Source organism: Cellulosimicrobium sp. KWT-B, assembly GCF_002127155.1.
GTDB classification, from domain to species: domain Bacteria; phylum Actinomycetota; class Actinomycetes; order Actinomycetales; family Cellulomonadaceae; genus Cellulosimicrobium; species Cellulosimicrobium funkei.
Genome location: NZ_NEDO01000002.1, coordinates 710788 through 733951, shown reverse-complemented (window position 1 = coordinate 733951; position 23164 = coordinate 710788). Strand labels below are relative to the sequence as shown.

Here is a 23164-nt window from a genome sequence, read left to right as displayed (position 1 = left end):
AGCCATGGCGCACGGCGGATGCTGAGAGGCGACGACGGAGAGGATGAGACGCGTGACGCAGAGCCCTGTGGGCCCCGACGGCTCCGAGGAGCAGGTGACGCTCTCCCACGACGGGGAGGGCGATCGGAGCATGGGAACCGAGGACGACCGCCGGGCAGCGCTGATGGCGAGTCTTCCCGTCGCCGACGAGTCGACGCCGTTGGCGGCCCAGCTCGCGGAGGACGCTCGCCGTCGGATCGACCTGCACGGGCGTCGCTTCCCCCGACCGGTGACCACCCGGATCATCACCGTCGCGAACCAGAAGGGCGGCGTCGGGAAGACCACGACGACGGTGAACCTCGCCGCCGGGCTGGCGATGGCCGGGCTCAACGTCCTGGTGATCGACAACGATCCCCAGGGAAACGCGTCGACCGCTCTCGGCGTCGAGCATCGTGCAGGGACGCCGTCGGTCTACGAGGTTCTCGTCGATGGCGACCCGTTGGCGAGTGCGGTGCAGCAGTGTCCCGACATCCCCACCCTCTGGTGCGTCCCGGCGACCATCGATCTCTCGGGTGCAGAGATCGAGCTCGTGTCGCTCGTTTCACGTGAAACACGGCTTCGTCGTGCGCTCGACGAGTATCTCGCCCAGCGTGAGCGCGACGGCCTCGAACCCATCGACTACGTCCTGGTGGACTGTCCCCCGAGCCTTGGCCTCCTGACGGTGAATGCCTTCGTGGTCGGTCGGGAAGTGCTCATCCCGATCCAGTGCGAGTACTACGCCCTGGAAGGCCTGAGCCAGCTCCTCAAGACGATCGAACTGATCAAGGCGCACCTCAACCCGGGGCTCCATGTCTCGACGATCCTGCTCACCATGTACGACGGTAGGACGAACCTGGCGCAGCAGGTCGCCAGCGAAGTCCGCGAGCACTTCCCGGAGCAGACGCTGCGCACGACGGTCCCGCGCTCCGTGCGCATCTCGGAGGCCCCGAGCCATGGGCAGACGGTCATGACCTATGACCCGGGCTCGACGGGGGCTCTCGCGTACCTCGAAGCGGCCCGCGAGCTCACGCAGCGAACGGAGAACCGCAGCGACGAGGGGGCGAGCGAGGACCGTCAACGGAACGCCGACTTGCGGCCACCCCAGGACCCTCCGGGGTCAGCACATTCCGGTTCCACGTCTCACCACGATCATGAGTTCGCCGGCACCATCGGTGGTCCCGGCCTGCGGCAGGAGGAACAGCGATGAGCGAGAAGCGCCGAGGGCTCGGTCGAGGACTAGGTGCCCTGATCCCGACGAGCTCCGAGGGCAGGCGGCCCGTCGACGTCTTCTTCCCGAGCCCTGCCACGGACGAGGCGAAGCACCACGAGACGGCCGGCGCCGCAGAGAGTTCTGTCGACCAGCAGGCCAAGGAGGGGGCAGCCACGTCGAGTCTGACGACTCTGGTGGCGGACGCGGACGCCGGGCCCGCTGACCTCGCGTCCCTCACCTCGCTCTCGGACGCGGACCTCGCTGAGCTGGATGCTGTGGCGGCGGGGGACACCGCCGACTCGAGCGCGAGCCTGGCGCGGACTCGCGACTCGTCGACGGCAGACCAGGCGACGACAGACCAGGCGACGATCGACTCGGTGACGACGGGCACGGTTTCACGTGAAACGATGTCGGGCTCCAGCCCGAAGGCGGGCGATGAGCAGATCTCCGAAACGGAGACTGGTGCCTCTTCACCTGCGGGATCGACCAGCGTGGAGGAGTGGGCAGGTGGGGCCGCCGACGACCTGGTGCCCGTTCCGGGCGCGCGGTTCGCCGAGCTCCCGACCTCGTCCATCCGACCCAACCCGCGGCAGCCGCGCACCGTTTTCGACGAGGGCGAGCTCGACGAGCTCATCGGTTCCATCCGGGAGATCGGCGTGCTCCAGCCGATCGTCGTGCGCCCGGTGCCGGGGGAGTCCGGCGCGTATGAGCTGATCATGGGCGAGCGCCGTTGGCGCGCGACGCAGGCAGCGGGTCTTGATGTCATCCCGGCTATCGTCCGTGAGACCGACGATGCCGACCTGCTGCGCGACGCGCTCCTGGAGAACCTGCACCGCAGTGCTCTCAATCCCCTCGAAGAGGCGGCCGCGTACCGGCAGCTTCTGGACGACTTCGGCTGCACCCACGAGGAGCTGGCGGACCGCATCTCGCGAAGCCGTCCGCAGATCTCGAACACCCTGCGTCTGCTGCGCTTGCCTCCGCTGGTACAGCGTCGGGTTGCTGCCGGAGTGCTGTCGGCAGGACACGCCCGGGCGCTCCTGGGGCTCACGGACGGTGCGGAGATCGAGCGCCTGGCGCAGCGCATCGTCGCCGAAGGCCTTTCCGTGAGGGCGACGGAGGAGATCGTCGCGATGGGCGGTCTGGACGGGGAGCGTCGCCCGCCGCGAACTCCTCGGGCCGGACAGCGGTCCGCGGCGATCGACGAGCTCGCGCATCGGTTGTCCGACCGCTTCGAGACGCGCGTCAAGGTGGACCTGGGCAAGAACAAGGGCCGTCTCACCGTGGAGTTCGCCTCCGTCGAGGACCTCAACCGCATCCTCGATGTCATGGCGCCCGACGATCCGGGTCTGTTGCGGAAGTAGACGACGATCGCGCCGGTGTTGTGGGCGCGGCTGCGTCGACCAGCGTCGGCTCGCGGGATCACCTAGCGGGGCGGGTGCGCACGCCATACGGCGAGTGCACCCGCCCCGTTGGCCTGTCGGGAGGACGGGCCGCACCTCGTCTGCTCCGCATTCTTACGGTGAGACGCCCGAGCCGGCCTCACGGGCGCGCGTCTCTGAGTCACATTGCCCGCAACCCCTGTCGGCCGGTCGCCACAACGCGCTGTGCCCGTGGTGCGTGGTGGGAACTGCGCATCTAGAGCCCACCCGCCTGGAGAAGGGGGGAGGGAAGACCGCCGTGTGAAGCACGAGGTTGTTCGGCGTGTGCTGGAACGCCTCGCTGCCGAGGACGGCCGTGTCTCGATGGCCGGCCTTCGGTCACTCCCTTCGAGCATTGTGTGCACGCGACGGTGATGGTTCCCGCCGGGAGGGAAGGGCGGGTGTTTCACGTGAAACGGCAGACCAGCGGCCGCGCGCGGTCGTACGCCGTGGAGCGCTCGCGGCTCGGCGGACCCGGCCTCGCCGAACGCTTCGCCGGGAGCGCCCGCATCGCGTACGCGCGCGAGGTCGTGGCGCCCCGGCTCGGGCCGACGCCGTCGCCGTTCGCCGCGTTCCTCCTCGCGTAGGGAGTCGAGACCCTCACCACGGAGCAGGCTGTGGTCGCGACGTGTTTCACGTGGAACATGTCCGGGACGACGTGGCTGCTGATCCGCTCCACGACGGCGAGCAAGCAGACGGTCGACGCCGAGCTCCTCATACGCTGCAGCGCCGGCTCATCGTCGAGGCAGCGTAGGCCCGCGGCGCTCTCCGCTCGGAGGCGCGCGCGTCGGAGGCGAGGCCAAACCGCCCCGGAGACGTTGGGCAGATCAAGCGCTCCGTGATGTGGCCGCTCTGGCACCCTGCCAACGGGTCGATGTGCGGGGCTGCGCCTCGCTGGTCTTTGCGCCGGAGACCGAGGAGCCCCGACACCGCGCAGATGCTCTGCCAACGGGATGGCCCGTGAGCGGGGCGGCCCTCGGGTCTTCGACGATGGGCCGCAGAGCTGTCGCTCACGGTTCGATGGCCGACGCCGCTCGATGCCGTTGCCATGCACCACGGCCGACCTCGGGCGCCGGTGGACGGTCCGCCGGAGTCCTCTCGTGAGAACACAGCGGCGCCGCGGTTGGTCGGTACGCGCGCGGGCCGGACAACGCGGCGCCCTTCGCTCACGCGCCGTGACTGCTGTTTCACGTGGAACATCGGAAGGTCGTGGCACCGTCCGATGCGGCTGGGCTGGACGCCGCGCACCTACCCGCACCGCGTCGTCCGGCTCCGCAGGTGAAGCGCCAGGGCGCGCGACGCATCGGCGGGGCTGGAGGCCACAGCCCGGCACCGGGGGAGGGGAGGGCTCCCGTGATGCGCCGCCAGGATCACCGGGGTGGACCTGGATGCAGGGGAGGTCAGAAGTGCCTGGGTCGGGAAGCCCGCCGCGTGAGGCTCGCTCTTCCCCCTCGCGACCATCCTGGCCCCGCGGCAGTCGTGGACGGTCAGCGACGTGACGCATCGGGACGGGCGAACCTCCGCCCAGCCGACACCTTCGCCTCCGTGGCTCCGTTGCACCGTGCGCGTCGCCGTGGGTGAGAAAGGTCTCCGTCTTCGGAGAATGAGACGACACAGGTGCGTCCACGCGAGCCAGACGTCTCCTCGCTCCGCAAGCGCGACGCCGTGCGGCGCACAGTCCATGGGCGCGGGTCCGGGAACGCCGGCCGGGGGGACGCGCGGGCGACGCCGGGCCGACTGCTCGTAGAGTGGGTCCGCTCGAAGTCGGCCGGTCTCATCGGGGGTGTTTCACGTGAAACGACGCGCCTGTCGGCGATCCTGACCCGACCTGTCGGAAGGGCGCGTAGTTCTCCGTACGAGGTCATGACGGGAACGCGGGTCGGCCGGGGAACGAGCATCTGCGCCAAGGTCGGGGTGGGGTCGCATCAGTCGGTGCCATCCCGTCAGGCCAACGCACCCGCCAACTCGGCCGCGGCAGGCCGTGGCATCGCCGTGGCTCTCGCTCACCAGTCCCGCCGGAGTGGGCCGAAAACGAACAGCGCCGCTGTTTCACGTGAAACAGCGGCGCCGGTCTCCCAGGCGGAAAGGAATCAGTGCCGGACGTGCGCGTTGACGAGAGACCGGTAGAGGTGCCCGAGATCGAGTCCGGCAGCCCGTGCCGCCTGGGGGAGGAGGGAGGTCTCGGTCATCCCCGGCGCGACATTGACCTCGAGGAACTGCACGACCCCGTCAGCGTCGAGGATGACGTCCGTCCGGGAGAGGTCGCGGAGACCGAGCGCGGAGTGGGCCCGGACGGCGACCTCGCGGACGACGCCGAGGACGTCGTCGTCGAGCCGTGCCGGCGCGAAGTACTCGGTGCGGCCCGGGTTGTAGCGTGCGTCGAAGTCGTACGGGCCCGTCGTGACGATCTCGACCGGCGGCAGGGCCTCCGGACCGCGGCCCAGGTCGACGACGCTCACGGCCAGCTCGACACCGCGGACGGCCTGCTCGATGAGTGCGACCTCGCCGTAGGCGAAGCAGTCCACCATGGCGCGAGGAAGCTGGTCGGCTCGCTCGACGAGCGTGACGCCGAGCGCGGACCCGCCATGCGTCGGCTTCACGACGAGCGGCAGCCCGAGGCGTGCGACGACCGCGTCGAGAACGGGCTGGGCGCCGAGCTCGCGGAACAGGCTCTGGGGGAGGGTGACGTACTCCGGGGTGCACAGGCCGGCCCCGAGGACGACGTTCTTCGCCACGGGCTTGCTCCAGGCCGCACGGCTCTCGCGCGGACCGGTGCCGACGTAGGGCACGCCGACGAGCTCGAGGACGTCGCGGATGGAACCGTCCTCTCCGCTGGCACCGTGGAGGAGCGGCCAGACGACGTCGGGTCGTGCGGACTCGAGGAAGGGGAGGAGGTCGGCGTCGACGTCGTGCACGGTCACCTCGAGACCGGCCGCGCGGAGGCTCTCCGCGACACGGCGCCCGGAGCGGAGCGAGACGTCGCGCTCGTGCGAGAGACCGCCCGCGAGGATGGCGACGTGCCCGCCCGGGGGGACGTCGTCGTCGGGCCGGAGAAGGTGAAGGTGCTGGTCAGGACGCTGCGCGTCCGTCGAGGTCGTGCTGTCGGCTACGCCGCTCGTCGTGGGGCTGCCCGTGGTCGTGTCCACTGGTGACGGACTCCTGTTCGGTGCCGCGGCCGCCCGGTGGGGCGGCCGCGGCGTCGTGTGGTGAGGGGCTTCAGGCCAGGTTCGGCGAGGGGTTCTCGACGTCCGTGACGTCGGGGTCGAGCTCGGCGTTGGTGCCGAAGATCTCGACGAGCTCCTGCTCGGCGTTCACGACGCCCGCGAGGCGACGGACGCCCTCGCGGATCCGCTCCGGGGTCGGGAAGCAGTAGGAGAGGCGCACATGGCTCGCGCCCGTGCCGTCGGCGTAGAACGCGGTCCCGGGGACGTAGGCGACGCGCGCGGTGACCGCGCGGGGGAGCATGGACCGCGCGTCGAGCCCGTCGGGGAGCTGGACCCAGGTGTAGAAGCCGCCGTCGGGCACCGTCCAGCGCGCCGAGGGGAGGTGCTCGGCGAGGGCGCCGATCATGGCGTCGCGACGCTCGCGGTAGAGCTCGCGGAACTGCTTGATCTGGCCCTTCCAGTCGCACGTGTCGAGGTAGGCGGCGATGGCGAGCTGCGACGCGTTCGACGGGCACAGGATCGCGGACTCGCTGGCGAGCACGAGCTTCTCGCGGACGGCGTGCGGCGCGACGACCCAGCCGACGCGGTAGCCCGGGGCGAAGGTCTTCGAGAACGAGCCGAGGTAGAGGACGCCGTCCTCGTCGAGGGATCGCAGCGCGGGGAGCGTCTGGCCGTCGAAGCCGAGCAGCCCGTAGGGGTTGTCCTCGATGACGAGGACGCCGTACCGCTGCGCGATCTCGAGGATGCGAGGGCGGCGCTCGGCGGTGAGGGTCACGCCGGCGGGGTTGTGGAAGTTCGGGACGGTGTAGAGCAGCTTGACGCGACGCCCGTCGGCGGCGAGGCGCGCGAGCGTCTCCTCCAGCGCCTCCGGGACGAGCCCGTGCTCGTCGAGGGGCACGTGCACGACGTCGGCCTGGTACGACCGGAACACGCCCAGCGCCCCGACGTAGCTCGGCGCCTCCGCGACGACCACGTCGCCCGGGTCGACGAAGATCCGCGTGACGAGGTCGAGCGCCTGCTGCGAGCCGGTCGTCACGACGACGTCGTCGGGGTGGCACTCGATGCCCTCGAGCCGTACGACGTCGAGGATCCGCTCGCGCAGGGTCTCGTCGCCCTGACCGGAGCCGTACTGGAGCGCCGTGGCACCGCGCGTCGCGACGAGGCGCTGCATGGTGTCGGCGATCTGGTCGAGGGGGAGGCCTTCGAGGTACGGCATGCCGCCGGCGAGCGACACGACCTCCGGCCGGTTCGCGACCGAGAACAGCGCTCGGATCTCCGACGCTCGCATCCCGTGCGCTCGCTCTGCGTAGGCACCGAACCACGGGTCGAGGCGGGTGCCGCTGGGAGCGGGCTGCTGCGAGGGAGTCGTCGGTCCAGTCACGATCCCCAGTGTGGCACGGAGGATCGGGGGATCGCGTGAAGACGCCGGAGGGCGGACCACCGTGCTGGTGGCCCGCCCTCCGGCGTGCGTGGTGCGAGGTCGCTCCGCAGACCGTGCGGTCGCGGGAGGCGACGGCTCAGACGGTCGTGGCGAGCACGGCGTCGATCTCCTCCGTGAGCGCGCGCTTGGGGCGCGCACCGATGATCGACTTCTGCAGCTCGCCGCCGACGTACACGTTGAGCGTCGGGATCGACACGATGCCGTAGGCGGCGGTCGTCTCCGGGTTCGCGTCGGTGTCGAGCTTGGCGATCTTGATCTTGCCGTCGTACTCCTCGGCGAGCTCCTCGAGGATCGGTGCGACCTGGCGGCACGGGCCGCACCAGGTCGCCCAGAAGTCGACGAGGACGGGGACGTCGGACTCGAGGACCTCAGCGCGGAAGGTGGCGTCGGTGACGGGGACGGTCGACATGGTGAACCTCCTGGGGACGTCGGTGGCTGCGGTGCAGGGTCAGGCCTGGAGCTCGGCGAGCGCCTCGGGCAGCTCGTCGGGGTTCGGCGTCTGCGGGGTGCCGGCGAGGTCCGCGAGGCCCGCCGCGTCCGCGAGCTCGGTGAGGTAGCGCTGCGCGTCGAGGGCGGCGGAGCACCCCGAGCCGGCGGCGGTGATGGCCTGGCGGTAGGTGTGGTCGACGGCGTCGCCGCACGCGAACACGCCCTCGAGGTTGGTCGCGGTGGTGCGCCCGACGACCTGGATGTAGCCCTCGTCGTCCAGGTCGATCTGACCCTTGACGAGCTCGGTGCGGGGCTCGTGGCCGATGGCGACGAACAGTCCCGTCGCGGGGAGCTCGCGCTCCTCGCCGGTCACGGTGTCGCGCAGCGTCACGCCCTCGACCTTCTTGTCGCCCTCGATCCCGGCGACCTCGCTGTTCCAGGCGAACTCGATCTTCGGGTCGTTGAGCGCGCGGTCGGCCATGATCTTCGACGCGCGCAGCTCGTCACGACGGTGCACCAGCGTCACCTTCTCGGCGAAGCGGGTGAGGAACGTGGCCTCCTCCATCGCCGAGTCGCCCCCGCCGACGACCGCGATGTGCTGGTCGCGGAAGAAGAAGCCGTCGCACGTCGCGCACCAGGACACGCCGCGGCCGGACAGGCGCTTCTCGTCGTCCAGGCCGAGCTCGCGGTAGGCGGACCCGGTCGCGAGGATGACGGCGCGGGCGCGGTAGGTGTCACCGTTGCCCGTCACGACGGTCTTGACCGGCCCCTCGAGGTCGAGCAGCGTGGCGTCGTCCCACTCGATGCGCGCGCCGAACCGCTCGGCCTGCTTCTGCATGTGGTCCATGAGCTCGGGGCCCATGATCCCGTCGGGGAACCCGGGGAAGTTCTCGACCTCGGTCGTGTTCATCAGCGCACCGCCGGCGGTCACCGACCCCGCGAGCACCAGCGGGGACAGGCCCGCGCGCGCCGCGTAGATCGCCGCGGTGTACCCGGCGGGACCGGACCCGACGATGATCAGGTTCTGGACGGCTGACTGCTCGGTCACGTGCTGCTCCTCGGATGCTCGGTGCGTGGCGGCCGACCACGCGAGAGTGTGAACGCCGCCGGGGCGGCTTCTGTTCCACGGTACGGGGGTTCGCGGGTCGGCGGGTGCTCGGCTCACCGTGGGTGCGAACCGACCGGCACCCGGCTCGCCGCGGCGATGGTCCCGGCGCCAGCCCGCGGCCGTGCCCGCCGACACGGTGCCGTGGGCGGGCGCTCCACGGCCTCGTGGCGCCAGAGCGACGGGCGGCCGGCGGCGTCGCAGGTGTCCGCGACGAGCACCGCACCGCGGGCACGAGCACAGCGGCAGGCGACGCCGTGGACCGTGGGGGACCCGGCGTCGGGCCCCCCACGACGTCAGGAGACGAGGATCTCGTTGATCTCCGCGCGGTACTCGCCGGCCGGGTTCTGCGGCAGCTCGGTGAACCACAGGACGATGGACTCGGCCTCGACCGGCTGCTCGAAGGTGAACGTCGCACCGGGGGAGAGCGGCCCGGAGGCGAGCACGGTGCCCTCGGTGGGGGTGTCCGGGCTCGTCGCGCGGATCTCGACGTTGCCGCCGTTCGTCGCGGTGTCGATGACGATCGACGAGACGGGAGCCTTCTCCTCCAGGGTGACGGCGAAACCGATCCCCGAGCGCAGCCCGGCGAAGTCCGCCGCGTTGTAGCGCCGCGAGATCCACGTCGTGTCCGGCTGCTGGTCGTGGGCCAGCGACGCCAGCTCAGGGTGCTCGCCGTCGTTGTTGCCGGCGGCGTCGCCCTCGGGGTCGAGCGCGGTGCCGGACGCGATCATCGGGCGGACCTCGGGCGCAGGCGGTGCCTCCTCACCTGCGGAGGCGTCGCCCTCACCGCCCTCGGCCGGTGCCTCCGACCCGCCCGCGGTGGGCTCGTTGGTCTGCACGGCGGGGCCGAAGCCGTCGAACGCCGTGTTGACGGCCCAGACGACACCCCCGACGACGAGGGCCAGCACGAGCACGAGGACGATCGGGGTCGCGTTGAACCGTCGCGGCCCGCGCCGCGACGGGACGGGCTCGCTCCAGGCCTGCGCGGCGTCGGGACCGGCGGGCGGGGGCGGCGGGGACGCCGGGTCGTACGGCAGGGGGACGGTGCCCGCGTCGTAGCCGACGGGCGGCGGCGGGACCGAGTACGCCTCGGCGGTGGGCGGCGGCACGGCGGCGGTGGCCCCGGTCGCCGCCCCGGCGGCGTACGCCGCCGCTCCCGCACCGGCCGAACCCGGCACCGCGCCGACGCGGTGGATGCGTCCGGTCGTCGGACGGCGGACGGGCGGCGCGGGCGGCGGCGTCCCGGGCGGCGCGCTGGCCGCGCCGTCGAACGCCGTCCGCACCGACTGGCGGCTCACACCGGCGGCGGGCTGCACGAAAGCGGGCAGCGCCGCGACGACGGAGACCTCGCCCCAGGGCTCGACCGCACCCACGACGTCGGCGGGCGAGCGCGGGCCCTCTCCCAGGGGCGTCGCGGTCCACTCCGCGGCGGTGCCGTGGGTGCCGGCGAAGGTCTCGGCGCACAGCTCGTCGAGCTCGGCGGGGACGTCGGGACGGACGTCCGAGAGGGCGAGCACGCTGTCGCCCGCGCGCTGCGCCGGCAGCGGGTGGATGGAGTCCGCGGCGATCCAGGGGACGTCGAGGGACGGCCCGGCCCAGCGGGCCGTCATCGCGTAGTAGAGGAGCGCGACGAGCCCGACGGCGTCCGCGCGCGAGGTCTGCTCGGCGTCGTGCTGGTCGTGGCCCGCCACGCCCGCGTCGAGCCCGAGGCCTGTGACGAGCACGCGGCTGCCGTCGACGCGCACCGCGTCCGGGCGCAGCGCGAGATGGTGGACACCGCGGCGCCGGGCGACCTCGAGCGCTGCGGCAGCCTCGCCGACGATGGCGCGCGCCTGCTGCGGGTCGACGATCCCGCCGGCGACGACCTCGCTCAGCGTGATGCCCGTGTAGCGCTCGGTCACGACGTACGCCACGCCGTCCTCGGACCCGACGTCGAGCACCCGCGTGAGGCGCGGGTCGACGACGAGCGCCGCGCGTCGTGCGGAGTCGAGCGCCTCGGCCACGTGTGCGCCGGTGACGACCGAGAGCCGCACCGGTCGGTCGAGGATCTGGTCGTGGGCCGACCATGCCGTGACGTCCGACAGGTCGGACGCGAGCTGCTCGTCGAGCCGGTAGCGCGCGACGAGCAACGTTCCTGGGGCCACGCCGTTCACCGGACCTCCTCCGTGTGGGACTCGTGGTCGAGACCCCATGGTACGCGGGCCCGGATTGCCCCCGTATCACCGGATACCCGCACGTCAGACGTGTCGCGTCACCGGCGGACGAGGCGTCTGACGCGGCCCACGAGCGGTCCCGCGAGCTGGTCGAGCTCGCGCACGCGCATGAGCTTGAGGCCGCCCGCGTAGACGAGGCCCATCACGGTGCCGCCGACCGCCACGACGACGACCGACTGCCACCACGAGAGCCCGTAGATCCCGTCGGCGGGGTCGCCCGAGAGCACGACGAAGGCCCGCAGCACGCCCCACCCGGCGACGGCGCTCACGAGCGCGGCGAGGCCGGCCTTGACGTGCAGGCGGAGGATCCGTGCGCCGTCGAGCCCGTGGAGGGTGCGCCGCAGGCCGACGGTGCGGAGCCCGACCGCCACGAGGTTGGACAGGCTCATCGCGAGGCCGATGCCCACGACCCACAGCTGGGGAGGGAGGACCTGCGTGCCGAGCCACGACACGCCGACGAGCACGAGCGTGCCCGGCACCTGGATCCAGAAGACCGTGCGCCCGTCCTCGAACGCGTAGTAGACCCACTTCATGAGGACCATGCCGCCGAGCGGCACGAGCCCGAGCGCCATCGCGCGCAGCACCATGGACACGGCCTCGCCCGAGGCGGCGTCCACCGAGGGCACGAGCAGCTTGGTGACGGGCAGGGCGAGGACGACGAGGACCGCCGTCGCGAACACCGTGAACACGCCGACGGTGCGCACGCCGCGCGAGAGGTCGTGCCGCACGCGCGCGAGGTCGCCCGCGTGGGCGGCCGCGCTCATGCCCGTGAACAGCGCCGTCGCGATGGAGACGGTCACGAGGGAGTGCGGCAGGAGGTAGATCATCAGCGCCTGCGTGTAGGCCGCGTTGCCCGCGACGGCCAGCGCGTCCGAGAAGGCGCCGGGGGCGCCCGTCACGAGCCCGGTGACGGCGCCCAGGGTCCCGGGGTCGTCGCGGTAGGCCCCGAAGGTCTGCGCGAGCGCCGCACGGGGCGCCTCGCTCGCGAAGCGCGTCGTGAACAGGACGCCGACCTGCTCCAGGAGGACGGCGGCGAACGTCCACAGGGCCACCTGGCCCGCGGACCGCAGGCCGATGCCGTGGAGGCCGAACCGCAGGTGCCAGCGGAAGCCTGCGCGCCACAGCGGGACGACGAGGATGAGCGCCTGGGCGGCGACGCCGAGCGTCGCGGTGCCGGCGAGGAGCGCGATCTTGGTCCCGTCCCACTGCGTGAGGTCGTCGACGTTCCCGGTCGCCGCCGGGCCGTACAGCGCGATGAACGCCGCGAACCCGGCGATCGACACGACGTTGTTGAGCACGGGCGCCCACATGAACGGGCCGAACTGCCCCCGCGCGTTGAGGACCTGCCCGAGCAGCGTGTACAGGCCGTAGAAGAAGAGCTGGGGCGTGCACCAGAACGCGAACGCGACGGCGAGCGACGTCTGCGGTGCCGTCCAGCCCGGTCCTGTGTACAGCGCGACGAGGATGCTCGAACCTGCCGTGAGCAGCGCGGACAGCGCCAGCAGGATCACGCCCGAGAGCGTGAGCAGCTTGTCGAGCCGCTCCTGCGTGTTGCGCGCGCGGTAGGCCCGCACGATCTGGGGGACGAGGACGGCGTTGAGCACGCCGCCCGCGAGGATCGCGAAGAGGACGTTGGGGATCTTGTTGGCGACGTCGAACGCGTCGGCGACGAGGCCCGTCGTGCCGATCGCGGCGACCAGCAGCACGTTGCGCACGAGGCCGAGGCCGCGCGAGACGAAGGTGCCGGACGCCATGAGCGCCGACGACCGGCCGAGACTCCCCGTGCGGGGCGCCGGGGCCTCGGTGGCGCCCGCCTCCGCGGTCTCGTCGGGGGTGCCCGACGCCGCGGGGTCGCCGGGGAGCGCGCCGCGGTCCGGGGCGACGGCACGCGCGGTGCCGGGGCGTGGCCCCCGTCCGGCACCCGCGGGCCGGACGTGCCGCGGCTGGCCGGGGCTCACTCGACGCGCTCCTCGTCGCGGCGGGGCGGTCCGTCGGGCCCGCCCGGCGCAGCGGCCGGCGGGTCCTGCGGTGACGGCTGGTCGAGCGTGGCGCCGGCCAGACGACGGGGCGAGCGGCCACGACGCACGGTGCGCCAGATGCCGGCGAACAGGGCGATGACGAGCAGGACGGCGACGACGACCGTGCCGACGGACTCCCAGTCGGCCCGCACCCGGACCACGAACTGCTGCGGCTCCGCGACCCGAACCTGGGGCTGCGCGGCGCTGACGAGCTCGACCTCGACCGTGACGTTGCCGCTCCCGAAGCCCTCGACCGGCACCCCGACGCTCGCCTCGGTCGGGACGAGGTCGCCGTCCGCGTCGCGCGTCGCCGCCGGGATCGTCACCGTCGTGCGCTCCGGGGCCCGCAGCCGGGGGTCGTCCGGACGGAGGACGACCTGGACCGTCGCGTCCTGCGTGAGGGTGCTGCGCACCCGGACCGGCAGGTCCTCCTGCTCGGCGACGAAGAAGAACGACGAGCGCGTCTCCACCGAGAGCCCGCCCCGCACCGCGGCGGACCGCTGCTCGGCCTGCTGGACGGCGAGCGTGCGCGACGGCGGCGCCGCGCGGTAGGCGACGGCCGTCGGCGTGACGAACGCCGGCTCGAGCGGGCGCGTGAGCGCCGTCGGGTCCGCCGCGACCGTCGCGAACGCGGCGAGCTCCGCGCGCGACCGGTCGAGGGACCGGAGCTCGGCGGCACCGATCTCGCCGTCGGCGGGGGCGTCCTCGGGCAGTGCTGCGCGGTCGACGGCGGGCGGCTCGACCGCGAGGAGCTGGTCCACGGGCGCGAGGTCGACCCAGCCGGAGTCGCGCAGCGCGTCGAGCCGCGCCGTGAACAGGCCGGGCTCGGGCTCCCACGACCGGGGCAGGGCGGCGAGGACGTGCCGCTGGTCGGCGGGGCGCTCGCGCGCGATCACGGCCGTCTCGGCGAGCAGGCGCTGCGTGGCGGAGACGCCGGAGCCGTCGCCGGCGGAGAGCAGCGCGGTGAGCACCGGGTCGGCGACGAGCGCCGTGACCGGTCCCGCGGACGTCGTCACCGTCGCGACGCCCGAGGGCGTGTACGTGAGCGACTCGTCCGGCGCGAGGCCGCCCGGGCCGACGACCGTCGCGGTCGCTCCCGACGCGACGGCGAGCGTCGTGGTCGCGAGGTCGGGGACGGCGTCGGCCGGCCAGGCGAGGTCGGTGCGCCACCCGCTCGTCGGGTCCGGGGGCGCGGGGCTCCCCGTCTCCGCGGCGTCGTCGGCGCCGTCGGTCGTGTCGTCGGCCGCCGTGCCCGACGCCGGGTCGGACGAGGTGCCCGACGACGGCAGCGGCGTCCCCTCGGGCAGTGCGAGGCCCGCGTGCGCGAACGCCGCGACGTCCGGGTCGTAGGCGCGCAGCGCGAACGTGGAGCGCCCGGCGGTCGCCCCGCTCACGGCGTCCGCCCAGGCGTTCACCGCCGGGTCGGCGGCGACGGCGGCGGCCGCGAGCAGCGCCGGGTCGGCGACCCAGCCCACGTCGGACGTCCCGCCCGTCGCGGCGAGCAGGCGGCCGAGCCGTCCTTCGCTGGCGACCGCGGCCGAGAGCGCGTCGTCGTACGCGACCGGGTCGGGGTCGACCGGGGGGCCCGTCACCGCCGCGACCACGCTGAGCCGCACGGGAGACACGTCGTCCGCCGGGGCCCGGAGCGCGAACGTGCGCTGCACGGCGAGGCGCGTACCGCCGTCGGACACGGCGACCGCCAGGCCGCGCGGGCCCGGGTCGTTGCCCGTGCCGAGGCCGAGCTCGGCGGCCGACGCGGAGAGCGTCACGTCGGCGCTCTCCCCGGGGGCGAGCGGCCGCCCGACGTCCTCGGTGGCGACGGTGGCGCCGACACGCCCGTCGAGACCGGTCGTCGTCCAGCTCTCGAGCGCGGACCGCGTGCGCAGCGCGCGGCGGTCGACGCCGAGGGTCACCGCGGGGGAGCCGAGCGTCTGCTCCGTCCCGTTCGTGACGCGCGCGGTGACGGTGAGGGTGCTGTCCTGCGCGAGGACCGTCGGTGCGAGCGACGTGAGCTCGAGCGTCACCGCGTCCTCGCCCTCCGGGACCGTGTCGGCCGCGGCGGGCGGGGCCGCCGTCGTGCCGCCGAGCAGGACGCCGGCCGCGACGACCAGCACCAGGAGCAGGGCGACGAGCAGCCGTGCGGACGGACCGCGGAGCGAGACCGGCGCGGCGCCGGGAGGGCGCGCACCGCTGCGGGAGGAGGGCGTCATGAGTGGTCGGTCGAGCTCCGTGGGGCGGGCGGTGCCGGGCCGCCGCGGCCGTCGTGCGGGTGGCCGTGCGGGCGGACGATCGTCCGGGTCACCCTACTCTCGACCACCCCGTGGAACCGCGTGCGACGGCCCTCGAGGACGCCCTGCGCGACGACGGCGATGCGCCGCTCGTTCGGGTACGCCAGCCGCGCGGGGAGGTCCGCGACCGGGATCCAGGCGACGTCCTCGGCCTCGCCGTCCGGGTCGCCCTCGACCGTGAGGTACCCGCCCGTCGCGCGGAGCAGGAAGTGGTGGACGACCTTGTGCACGCGCCGGTCGTCGCCGGTGAACCAGTAGTCGATGACGCCGAGGGGCTCCTGCACCGCGCCGCGGATGCCCGTCTCCTCGGCGATCTCGCGGACGGCCGCCTGCTCCGGCGTCTCGTCGCCCTCGAGGTGGCCCTTCGGCAGGCACCACTCCAGGCGGCCCCCGCGGTTGCGCCGCGCGATGATCGCCGCGCACGGGTGACCACCGTCGACCGTGATGACGAGCCCGCCCGCGGAGACCTCGTCGACCACCGGGAGAGGCGCCGGCGCGGGGCCCGGTCGCGAGCGCGGGTCGATGCGGAGGGCGTGGCCGCCCGGCGGGGCCGGGACGGGGGCGGGCTGCCCGCGGCCGTCGCCACGCCCGCCCGCCGGATCCCTCCGGGGGTCGTCGGCGTGCGCGGGGGTGGACATGGGTTCAACTTTACCGAGTGGGCACCCACCTCCCCGGGACCGGCTCCCCGGCGCGGGCGCCGCATCTGGCAGGCTTGGGTGTCGTGCCCCAGCCTTCGTCCCCCTCGCCGTCGCCCCAGCCGACACCGCCCGCGACGCCGCACGCGCTCGAGCTGCAGCGCCGGGCCCTCGCGGTGCTCACCGAGATGGCGCCCGCGGCGATCGAGCTCGGCGAGGCGTTCCGCGCCGCGGGCCACGAGCTCGCGCTCGTCGGGGGACCGGTCCGTGACGCCTTCCTCGGGCGGGCGAGCAACGACCTCGACTTCGCCACCTCCGCGTCGCCCGACGAGACCGAGGCGATCCTCGCGCGGTGGGGCGACGCGCACTGGGACATCGGCAAGGAGTTCGGCACGATCGGCGCGAAGCGCTTCGGGCGCGGCGGCCCCGGTGACGACCTCGTCGTCGAGGTGACGACGTACCGGACGGACGAGTACGACCCGACGTCGCGCAAGCCCGTCGTCGCGTTCGGCGACACGCTGGAGGGCGACCTGTCCCGCCGCGACTTCACCGTCAACGCGATGGCCGTGCGCGTGCCCGACATGACGTTCGTCGACCCGTTCGACGGCCTGGGCGACCTCGCCCGCCGCGTCCTGCGCACCCCGATCGCCCCCGAGCGGTCGTTCGACGACGACCCGCTCCGCATGATGCGCGCGGCGCGGTTCGCCGCGCAGCTCGAGTTCGACGTCGACGGCGGCACGCTCGCCGCGCTCGTCCTCATGACCGAGCGCATCGAGATCGTCTCGGCCGAGCGCGTGCGCGACGAGCTGTCGAAGCTGCTGTGCGGCGCCGCGCCGCGGCGCGGGCTCGAGGTCCTCGTGGACACGGGCCTCGCCGACCACGTGCTGCCCGAGCTGCCGGCGCTCAAGCTCGAGATCGACGAGCACCACCGGCACAAGGACGTCTACGAGCACTCGCTCACGGTCCTCGACCAGGCCATCGCGCAGGAGACCGGGCCCGACGGCGCCGTCCCCGCGCCCGACCTCGTGCTCCGCCTCGCGGCGCTCCTGCACGACGTCGGCAAGCCGCCCACGCGCCGGTTCGAGGACGGGGGCGGCGTGAGCTTCCACCACCACGAGGTCGTCGGCGCCAAGATGGTCGCCAAGCGGCTCAAGGCGCTGCGGTACGACAAGCAGGTGGTCAAGGACGTCGCGCGCCTCGTCGAGCTGCACCTGCGGTTCCACGGCTACGGCGACGGCGCGTGGACCGACTCGGCCGTGCGCCGCTACGTGACCGACGCCGGCCCGCTGCTCGAGCGCCTGCACCGCCTCACGCGCGCCGACTGCACGACCCGCAACCGGCGCAAGGCCCAGCGGCTGCGCGAGTCGTACGACGACCTGGAGCGCCGCATCGCCGACCTCCAGGCGAAGGAGGAGCTCGACGCCGTCCGCCCCGACCTCGACGGGCAGCAGATCATGGAGATCCTCGGGATCCGCCCTGGGCCGGTTGTGGGGAAGGCGTACAAGCACCTGCTGGAGCTGCGCCTCGACCGCGGCCCCGTCGACGAGGAGACGGCACGCGCGGACCTCCTGCGGTGGTGGGCCGAGCAGCCGGAGTCGTCGGTGCCCTGAGCGGGGCCCGTCCGCGTGCGCGCGGGTGAGCGCTCGGGGGCGAGAAGGAGCGGAAACACCGAAGGGGTGCCGCTCTCGGGCTGAGAGCGGCACCCCTTGCCGTGCTCGCGGGTGCGACGTCGTGCCGGACGCCTCAGACGTCGTCGGTGGCCAGGGCGGCCTCGACCTTCGCGTCCTCGGTGCGCGAGTCCACGGTGGGGGCGTCCTCGACGGGGGCGTCCTGCGTGCCGGGCTGCGCCGCGCCGTGGCCGTGCGCCGGCGGCGCGCTGCGGCGCAGGAGGAACGACAGGCCGACGGCGACCAGCATGACCGCCGTGCCCCAGACGAACGCGTCGCCGACGCCCTCGGCCAGCGCCACCCGGGGCGACGCGCCCGCCTCGCCGTAGGCGATCGAGCGCGACGTCATGACCGCGACGAACATCGCGGTCCCGGCGGCGCCCGCGAGCTGCTGCACCGTGCCGATCGACGCGGAGCCGTGCGAGTACTGGTGCGGCTCGAGCGACGAGAGCGCGGACGTGAACAGCGGCGTGAACATGAACGCGAGGCCCAGGCTCAGCGTGACGTGCAGCGCGAGGACGAACCACGGCGACGAGTCGGCGTGGATCGTCGTGAAGGCCGCGAGGGCCACCGCGACGACGCTCACGCCCGGGATGACGAGCGGACGCGGTCCCACCCGGTCGTAGAGCCGGCCGACGGTCGGGCCGAGCAGACCCATGAGGAGCCCGCCCGGGAGCACGATGAGCCCGGTCGCGAGCGGCTCGAGGCCCATCGCGTCCTGGAGGAACAGCGGCAGGAGGATGAGCGACCCGAACATCGCGACCATGCCGACGGCCATGATGCCGAGCGGCACGCTGAACCCGCGGTGCGTGAACACGCGCAGGTCGAGCAGGGCGCGGTCCTCGCGCTGGAGGATGATCTGCCGCCACGCGAACGCGGCGAGCGCGAGGACGCCGAGAGCGAGCGGCACGGCGGGCGGGACGACGGGCGTGTGGCGCGCGGCCTCCCCGATGCTCGAGAGCCCGTAGACGAGCCCGCCGAACGCGAACGCCGCGAGGACCAGGGAGAACGGGTCGAGGCGCGAGTGCGTACGGTCCGCGACGTCCCGGATGTACAGGAAGCCGAGGAGGAGGGCGACGAGACCGATGGGCAGCACGATGCCGAAGACCCACCGCCAGCTCAGGGAGTTGAGGATGAGGCCCGAGAGCGACGGCCCGAGCGCGGGCGCGGCGGCCATGACGATAGAGATGTTGCCCATGACCTTGCCGCGGATCGCCGGCGGCACGAGCGTCATGATCGTCGTCATGAGCAGCGGCATCATGATGGCCGTGCCCGACGCCTGGACGACGCGCCCGACGAGCAGCCACGCGAAGCCGGGGGAGAGCGCGGCGAGCAGCGTGCCCGCGCTGAACAGCGACATCGCGAGCAGGTACGCGCCGCGCGTCCCGAGCCGCTGGAGCAGGAACCCGGTCGCGGGGATGACGACGGCCATGGTCAGCATGAACGCCGTCGTGAGCCACTGGCCCGTGCTCGCGGTGATCCCGAGGTCCGCCATGAGCGGCGCGAGCGCCACGCTCATCGTCGTCTCGTTGAGGATCACGACGAACGCCGAGCCGAGCAGCAGCGCGATGACGAGGAAGTCCGCCCGGGGGAGGCGGTCGACGGCGGCCGAGGTGTCGTGGGTGGGGGAGGCTGTCACGGTGTGTCTCCGCTCGCGTCGGTGGCGGCCCGGGCGCAGGGTCGGACCCGGTCGGGGGCAGGGTGCGCTGCAGGGCAGCGCGACGGTCGCGTGCGGGGGCACGCGACGACGGTGTCGGTTCGGTCGGCGGGGCCACGAGCAGGGTGACGCGACCCGGGACGGCCCGCGCGGCGCTCGCCGCGACGATCCGTACCCTGTACGACCATTCACCATCCTGCGTTATTCCCGCCGACGGTGACGACCTCTTTTCCGCCCCGGACTCATCGGTACGCCGAGGGCAGAAGGCGGCCCGCGCGCGTCGCGCAGGCGGTCGAGCGGAGGGCTGCGTCAGGCGGGGGACGTGCGGGGGGAGGTCCCGGCGTCGGGCACGACGGCGTCGCCCGGCTCGGACGGCGTGCGCGCGCCCCGCGTCCACAGGACCAGGGCGGCGACGCAGTAGGCCACCGCCAGCACGGCGAACACGCCGCGCGACCAGCCCGTGTCCGGGAGGGTGAACGCCGCCAGGGCCGCCGCGCCCACGAACGCCGCGTTGTAGAGCACGTCGTAGAACGCGAACGCGCGGCCGCGGAACTCGTCGTCCGTGTCGCGCTGGACGATCGTGTCGACCGCGATCTTCGTGCCCTGGGCGGCCAGGCCCAGCAGCGTCGCGCCCGTGAACACCACCGCGCGCGACGGCGTCGTGACGAGCAGGAGCTGGCTCGCCGCCGCGAGCAGCAGCATGATCGCGATCCACACCTGCGGGCCGGTGCGGCGCGACAGGAACGGGGTGATGACCGCCGCCGCGGCACCCCCCACGCCGGTGAGCCCCACGACGAGCCCGAACGTCACGAAGCCCGCGTCCTGGTCGCCGGGGCTCAGGAGGTTGCGCGCGATGAGGATCGACGCGATGAACACCACGCCGTAGAGGAAGCGGTGCGTCGCCATCGCGAGCAGCGCCTGCCCCGGCGTGCGGCGCGCGACGAGGTACCGGGCGCCGTCGGCCAGACCGCGCGCGACCCGCGCGATCTCCGAGCGGATCGCGGACTCCGCCGGGCGCTCCGGGCCGAGCTGCGTGCGCCCGAGGCGCAGCGCCAGGAGCGACGCGACGCCGAAGACCAGCGCCGCGCACACGAGCGCCGACGAGTCCTTGACCCGGCCCGGCTCGAACGCCAGCCCGAGCACCACGCCGATCCCGCCCCCGACGAACGCCGCACCCGCGCCGAGCGTCGGCGTGAGGGAGTTCGCCGTGAGGAGCAGCGGGCCGTCGACGACCCGCGGCAGGCCCGCCGAGAGCCCCGCGAGCAGGAAGCGGTTCACGGACAGCGCGGCCAGGCCCAGCGCGTAGATCCAGCCGCTCACCCCGCCCGTCAGCATGAGCACCGCCATGCCGAGCGTGATGACGACGCGCACCGCGTTGCCCCACGCGAGGACCTGACGCCGCTGCCAGCGGTCGAGGAACACCCCGGCGAACGGGCCGACGATCGTGAACGGCGCGAGCATCACCGCGAACGCGCCCGCGATGGCCGCCGCCGTGCCCTGCGACTCGGGGGAGAAGAACAGGAGCGACGCCAGGCCGACCTGGAACATGCCGTCCCCGGCCTGCGACACGAGCCGGACGGCGAACAGCTTGCGGAAGCCGTCCAGACGCAGCAGCGCCCGCAGCTCGGAGATCACACCCACGCGGTCACCCTACGTTCGTCGTCGTGCGGTCGGACATGCGGTTGTCCCCCGTGGGGCATCGTGCGGGGGGTCGGAGGGTAGGGGGCCGACGACGTGGGTCGCGCTGGGAGGTCGGGCGGGGAGGCGCGCCGCGTCTACCATCCGCCGCTCGTCCCTCGCGGCTCCCGCCAGACCCGCCACGACGCGGCGCGCCTCCCCGCCCTCCCGGTGCCGTCTCACCTCGAGCGCGGCCGCGGCCGACGACGAACCCAGCCGAGCGAGGTAGAGCCCTGGTCCTCCTGCCGGACGACCAGGGCTCTACCTCGGCGGAGCGCTCAGTTTTCAGGGCTCCAGGTCAGCGCTCGACTCTTCGGTCGCGCTGGCCCTGCGCTCCGCTACGGCCGGGAGCCCGGCGAAAAGCGTGCCGGGCTCTCGACCTTCGCTGCACTCCGGATCAGCGCTCGACCTCACCGGCGATGAAGGCCTCCAGCTGCGCACGGCCCTTCGTGTCCTCCATCTGGACCGGCGGGGACTTCATGAAGTACGTCGAGGCCGAGAGGATCGGGCCGCCGACGCCGCGGTCCTTGGCGATCTTCGCGGCGCGGACGGCGTCGATGATGATGCCGGCGGAGTTGGGGGAGTCCCACACCTCGAGCTTGTACTCCAGGTTCAGCGGGACCTCGCCGAACGCGCGGCCCTCGAGGCGCACGTACGCCCACTTGCGGTCGTCGAGCCACGCGACGTAGTCCGACGGGCCGATGTGGACGTTGCGGTCCTCCTTCTTGCCGCCGAGCGGGCCCTCGAGGTTCGAGGTCACGGCCTGCGTCTTGGAGATCTTCTTGGACTCCAGGCGCTCGCGCTCGAGCATGTTCTTGAAGTCCATGTTGCCGCCGACGTTGAGCTGGTACGTGCGGTCCAGCACGACGCCGCGGTCCTCGAAGAGCTTCGCGAGCACGCGGTGCGTGATCGTCGCGCCGACCTGCGACTTGATGTCGTCGCCGACGATCGGGACGCCGGCCTCCTCGAACTTCGCGGCCCACTCCGGGTCGGACGCGATGAAGACGGGGAGCGCGTTGACGAACGCCACGCCGGCGTCGATCGCGGCCTGCGCGTAGAACTTCGCGGCCTGCTCCGAGCCCACGGGGAGGTAGCAGACGAGCACGTCGACCTGCGCCTCGCGCAGCGCGGCGACGACGTCGACCGGCTCCGCGTCCGACTCCTCGATCGTCTGCGCGTAGTACTTGCCGACGCCGTCGAGGGTCGGGCCGCGCTGGACGGTCACGCCGAGCGGCGGGACGTCGGCGATCTTGATCGTGTTGTTCTCGGAGGCGTTGATCGCCTCGGAGAGGTCGAAGCCGACCTTCTTCGCGTCGACGTCGAACGCCGCCACGAACTCCAGGCTCGACACGTGGTAGTCGCCGAACTGGACGTGCATGAGGCCCGGGACGGTGCTGCTCGGGTCGGCGTCACGGTAGAAGTGCACGCCCTGGACGAGGGACGATGCGCAGTTGCCTACGCCGACGATGGCGACGCGGATGGAGGTCATCCTCGCTCCTTGGTGTTCGTTGTTCCAGGGTCCTCGGGACGCCTCGCGCCGTCGGGCTCCTGCTCGGATGGTTCCGCAGGATGCGGGGTGCTGCTGGACCGCGCGCGGGCGGCGCCCCGGGCGTGCCCGGAGCTCCTGTCGCGCTCGGTGGTGATGAGACCGTCGAGCCAGCGCACCTCGCGCTCGACCTGCTCGAGTCCGTGGCGTTGCAGCTCGAGCGTGTACTCGTCGAGCCGCTCGCGCGTGCGAGCCGCGGACTCCCTGACCGCCTCCAGCCTCTCGGTGAGCCGGGTGCGCCGGCCCTCGAGGATGCGGATGCGGGTCTCGGCGTCGGTCTGCGCGAAGAACGCGAACCGGACGTCGAAGCTCTCGTCCTCCCACGCCGCCGGCCCGGAGGAGGCCAGGACGGTCTGGAGGTGCTCCTTGCCCTCGGCCGTCAGCTCGTAGACGATCCGCGCGCGCTTGCCCGAGAGGGCGGGCGCGAGGGTCGACTGCGCGGCCGACTGCTCCGTGCCGGTGATGAGCCCGCGGGCCACCAGCGACTTGAGGGCGGGGTACAGCGAGCCGTAGGACAGCACGCGGAAGGAGCCGAGCATGATGTTGAGCCGCTTGCGCAACTCGTACCCGTGCAGCGGTGCCTCCTTGAGGAGCCCCAGGATCGCGGTCTCGAGCACAGGTGTCTTGCTCCGCACGATCCCACCTCCTGACGCTCCTCGGCGTGCCCCGGAGGGACCC

15 protein-coding genes and 1 pseudogene are annotated in these 23164 nt (G+C 73.2%); 4 read left to right on the top strand and 12 right to left on the bottom strand.

Annotation, left to right across the window (positions count from 1 at the left end):
* Window positions 1-52 precede the first annotated feature (52 nt).
* From B9L22_RS09430 to B9L22_RS20015, 3 genes are all read left to right on the top strand, one after another.
* Complete coding sequence (locus B9L22_RS09430; protein WP_369824820.1) at window positions 53-1225, top strand: ParA family protein; 1173 nt, start codon at window positions 53-55, stop codon at window positions 1223-1225.
* Window positions 1222-2589: a ParB/RepB/Spo0J family partition protein gene (locus tag B9L22_RS09425; protein WP_143317217.1), complete on the top strand. Its 1368-nt coding sequence runs from the start codon at window positions 1222-1224 to the stop codon at window positions 2587-2589. The genes B9L22_RS09430 and B9L22_RS09425 overlap by 4 nt, the downstream gene beginning before the upstream one ends.
* Before the next feature lie 467 nt (window positions 2590-3056).
* Complete coding sequence (locus tag B9L22_RS20015) at window positions 3057-3233, top strand: hypothetical protein (RefSeq protein WP_158097184.1); 177 nt, start codon at window positions 3057-3059, stop codon at window positions 3231-3233.
* Between the two features lie 1503 nt (window positions 3234-4736).
* Here the strand turns inward: B9L22_RS20015 and B9L22_RS09420 are convergent.
* From B9L22_RS09420 to B9L22_RS09385, 8 genes and pseudogenes are all read right to left on the bottom strand, one after another.
* On the bottom strand, window positions 4737-5657 hold the full coding sequence (locus tag B9L22_RS09420; protein WP_076404571.1) for a D-alanine--D-alanine ligase: 921 nt from the start codon (window positions 5655-5657) through the stop codon (window positions 4737-4739).
* A gap of 205 nt (window positions 5658-5862) precedes the next feature.
* Entirely contained in the window at window positions 5863-7191 is a 1329-nt protein-coding gene (locus tag B9L22_RS09415) for a PLP-dependent aminotransferase family protein (protein ID WP_304441589.1), read from the bottom strand.
* Window positions 7192-7327: 136 nt separating this feature from the next.
* Window positions 7328-7660, bottom strand: a complete 333-nt coding sequence (gene trxA, locus B9L22_RS09410; protein ID WP_021479912.1) for a thioredoxin — start codon at window positions 7658-7660, stop codon at window positions 7328-7330.
* A 39-nt stretch (window positions 7661-7699) separates the two neighbouring features.
* Window positions 7700-8728, bottom strand: a complete 1029-nt coding sequence (gene trxB / locus B9L22_RS09405) for a thioredoxin-disulfide reductase (protein WP_086150122.1) — start codon at window positions 8726-8728, stop codon at window positions 7700-7702.
* A 353-nt stretch (window positions 8729-9081) separates the two neighbouring features.
* Window positions 9082-10938 (bottom strand): protein kinase family protein, encoded by a 1857-nt coding sequence (locus B9L22_RS09400; RefSeq protein WP_233139914.1) that lies wholly within the window; start codon window positions 10936-10938, stop codon window positions 9082-9084.
* A gap of 98 nt (window positions 10939-11036) precedes the next feature.
* On the bottom strand, window positions 11037-12956 hold the full coding sequence (murJ, locus tag B9L22_RS09395; RefSeq protein ID WP_340697512.1) for a murein biosynthesis integral membrane protein MurJ: 1920 nt from the start codon (window positions 12954-12956) through the stop codon (window positions 11037-11039).
* Window positions 12953-15226 (bottom strand): DUF6049 family protein, encoded by a 2274-nt coding sequence (locus B9L22_RS09390; RefSeq protein WP_086150120.1) that lies wholly within the window; start codon window positions 15224-15226, stop codon window positions 12953-12955. Before B9L22_RS09390 ends, murJ begins: the two co-directional genes overlap by 4 nt.
* 128 nt (window positions 15227-15354) lie before the next feature.
* Window positions 15355-15942: pseudogene (locus B9L22_RS09385) on the bottom strand (NUDIX hydrolase); the annotation flags it as partial.
* A gap of 152 nt (window positions 15943-16094) precedes the next feature.
* Between B9L22_RS09385 and B9L22_RS09380 the strand changes: the two are divergent.
* Window positions 16095-17549, top strand: a complete 1455-nt coding sequence (locus B9L22_RS09380; RefSeq protein WP_255376896.1) for a CCA tRNA nucleotidyltransferase — start codon at window positions 16095-16097, stop codon at window positions 17547-17549.
* Between the two features lie 133 nt (window positions 17550-17682).
* Here B9L22_RS09380 and B9L22_RS09375 read toward each other — a convergent pair whose 3' ends face one another.
* From B9L22_RS09375 to B9L22_RS09360, 4 genes are all read right to left on the bottom strand, one after another.
* Window positions 17683-19245 carry an MDR family MFS transporter gene (locus tag B9L22_RS09375; RefSeq protein ID WP_233139913.1) on the bottom strand — a complete coding sequence of 521 codons (1563 nt, stop codon included), beginning with the start codon at window positions 19243-19245 and terminating at the stop codon, window positions 17683-17685.
* A 327-nt stretch (window positions 19246-19572) separates the two neighbouring features.
* Window positions 19573-20904 (bottom strand): MFS transporter, encoded by a 1332-nt coding sequence (locus B9L22_RS09370; RefSeq protein WP_086150117.1) that lies wholly within the window; start codon window positions 20902-20904, stop codon window positions 19573-19575.
* A 433-nt stretch (window positions 20905-21337) separates the two neighbouring features.
* Window positions 21338-22429: an inositol-3-phosphate synthase gene (locus B9L22_RS09365; protein WP_021482832.1), complete on the bottom strand. Its 1092-nt coding sequence runs from the start codon at window positions 22427-22429 to the stop codon at window positions 21338-21340.
* Entirely contained in the window at window positions 22426-23121 is a 696-nt protein-coding gene (locus B9L22_RS09360) for a PadR family transcriptional regulator (RefSeq protein WP_021482833.1), read from the bottom strand. The genes B9L22_RS09365 and B9L22_RS09360 overlap by 4 nt, the downstream gene beginning before the upstream one ends.
* Window positions 23122-23164 lie beyond the last annotated feature (43 nt).

What these genes read in the sequence shown, in the direction of transcription:
- B9L22_RS09425 (WP_143317217.1), top strand. Translation starts at nt 1,222, where the DNA reads ATGAGCGAGAAGCGCCGAGGGCTCGGTCGAGGACTAGGTGCCCTGATC.
- trxA (WP_021479912.1), bottom strand. Translation starts at nt 7,660, where the DNA reads ATGTCGACCGTCCCCGTCACCGACGCCACCTTCCGCGCTGAGGTCCTC.
- B9L22_RS09390 (WP_086150120.1), bottom strand. Translation starts at nt 15,226, where the DNA reads ATGACGCCCTCCTCCCGCAGCGGTGCGCGCCCTCCCGGCGCCGCGCCG.
- B9L22_RS09365 (WP_021482832.1), bottom strand. Translation starts at nt 22,429, where the DNA reads ATGACCTCCATCCGCGTCGCCATCGTCGGCGTAGGCAACTGCGCATCG.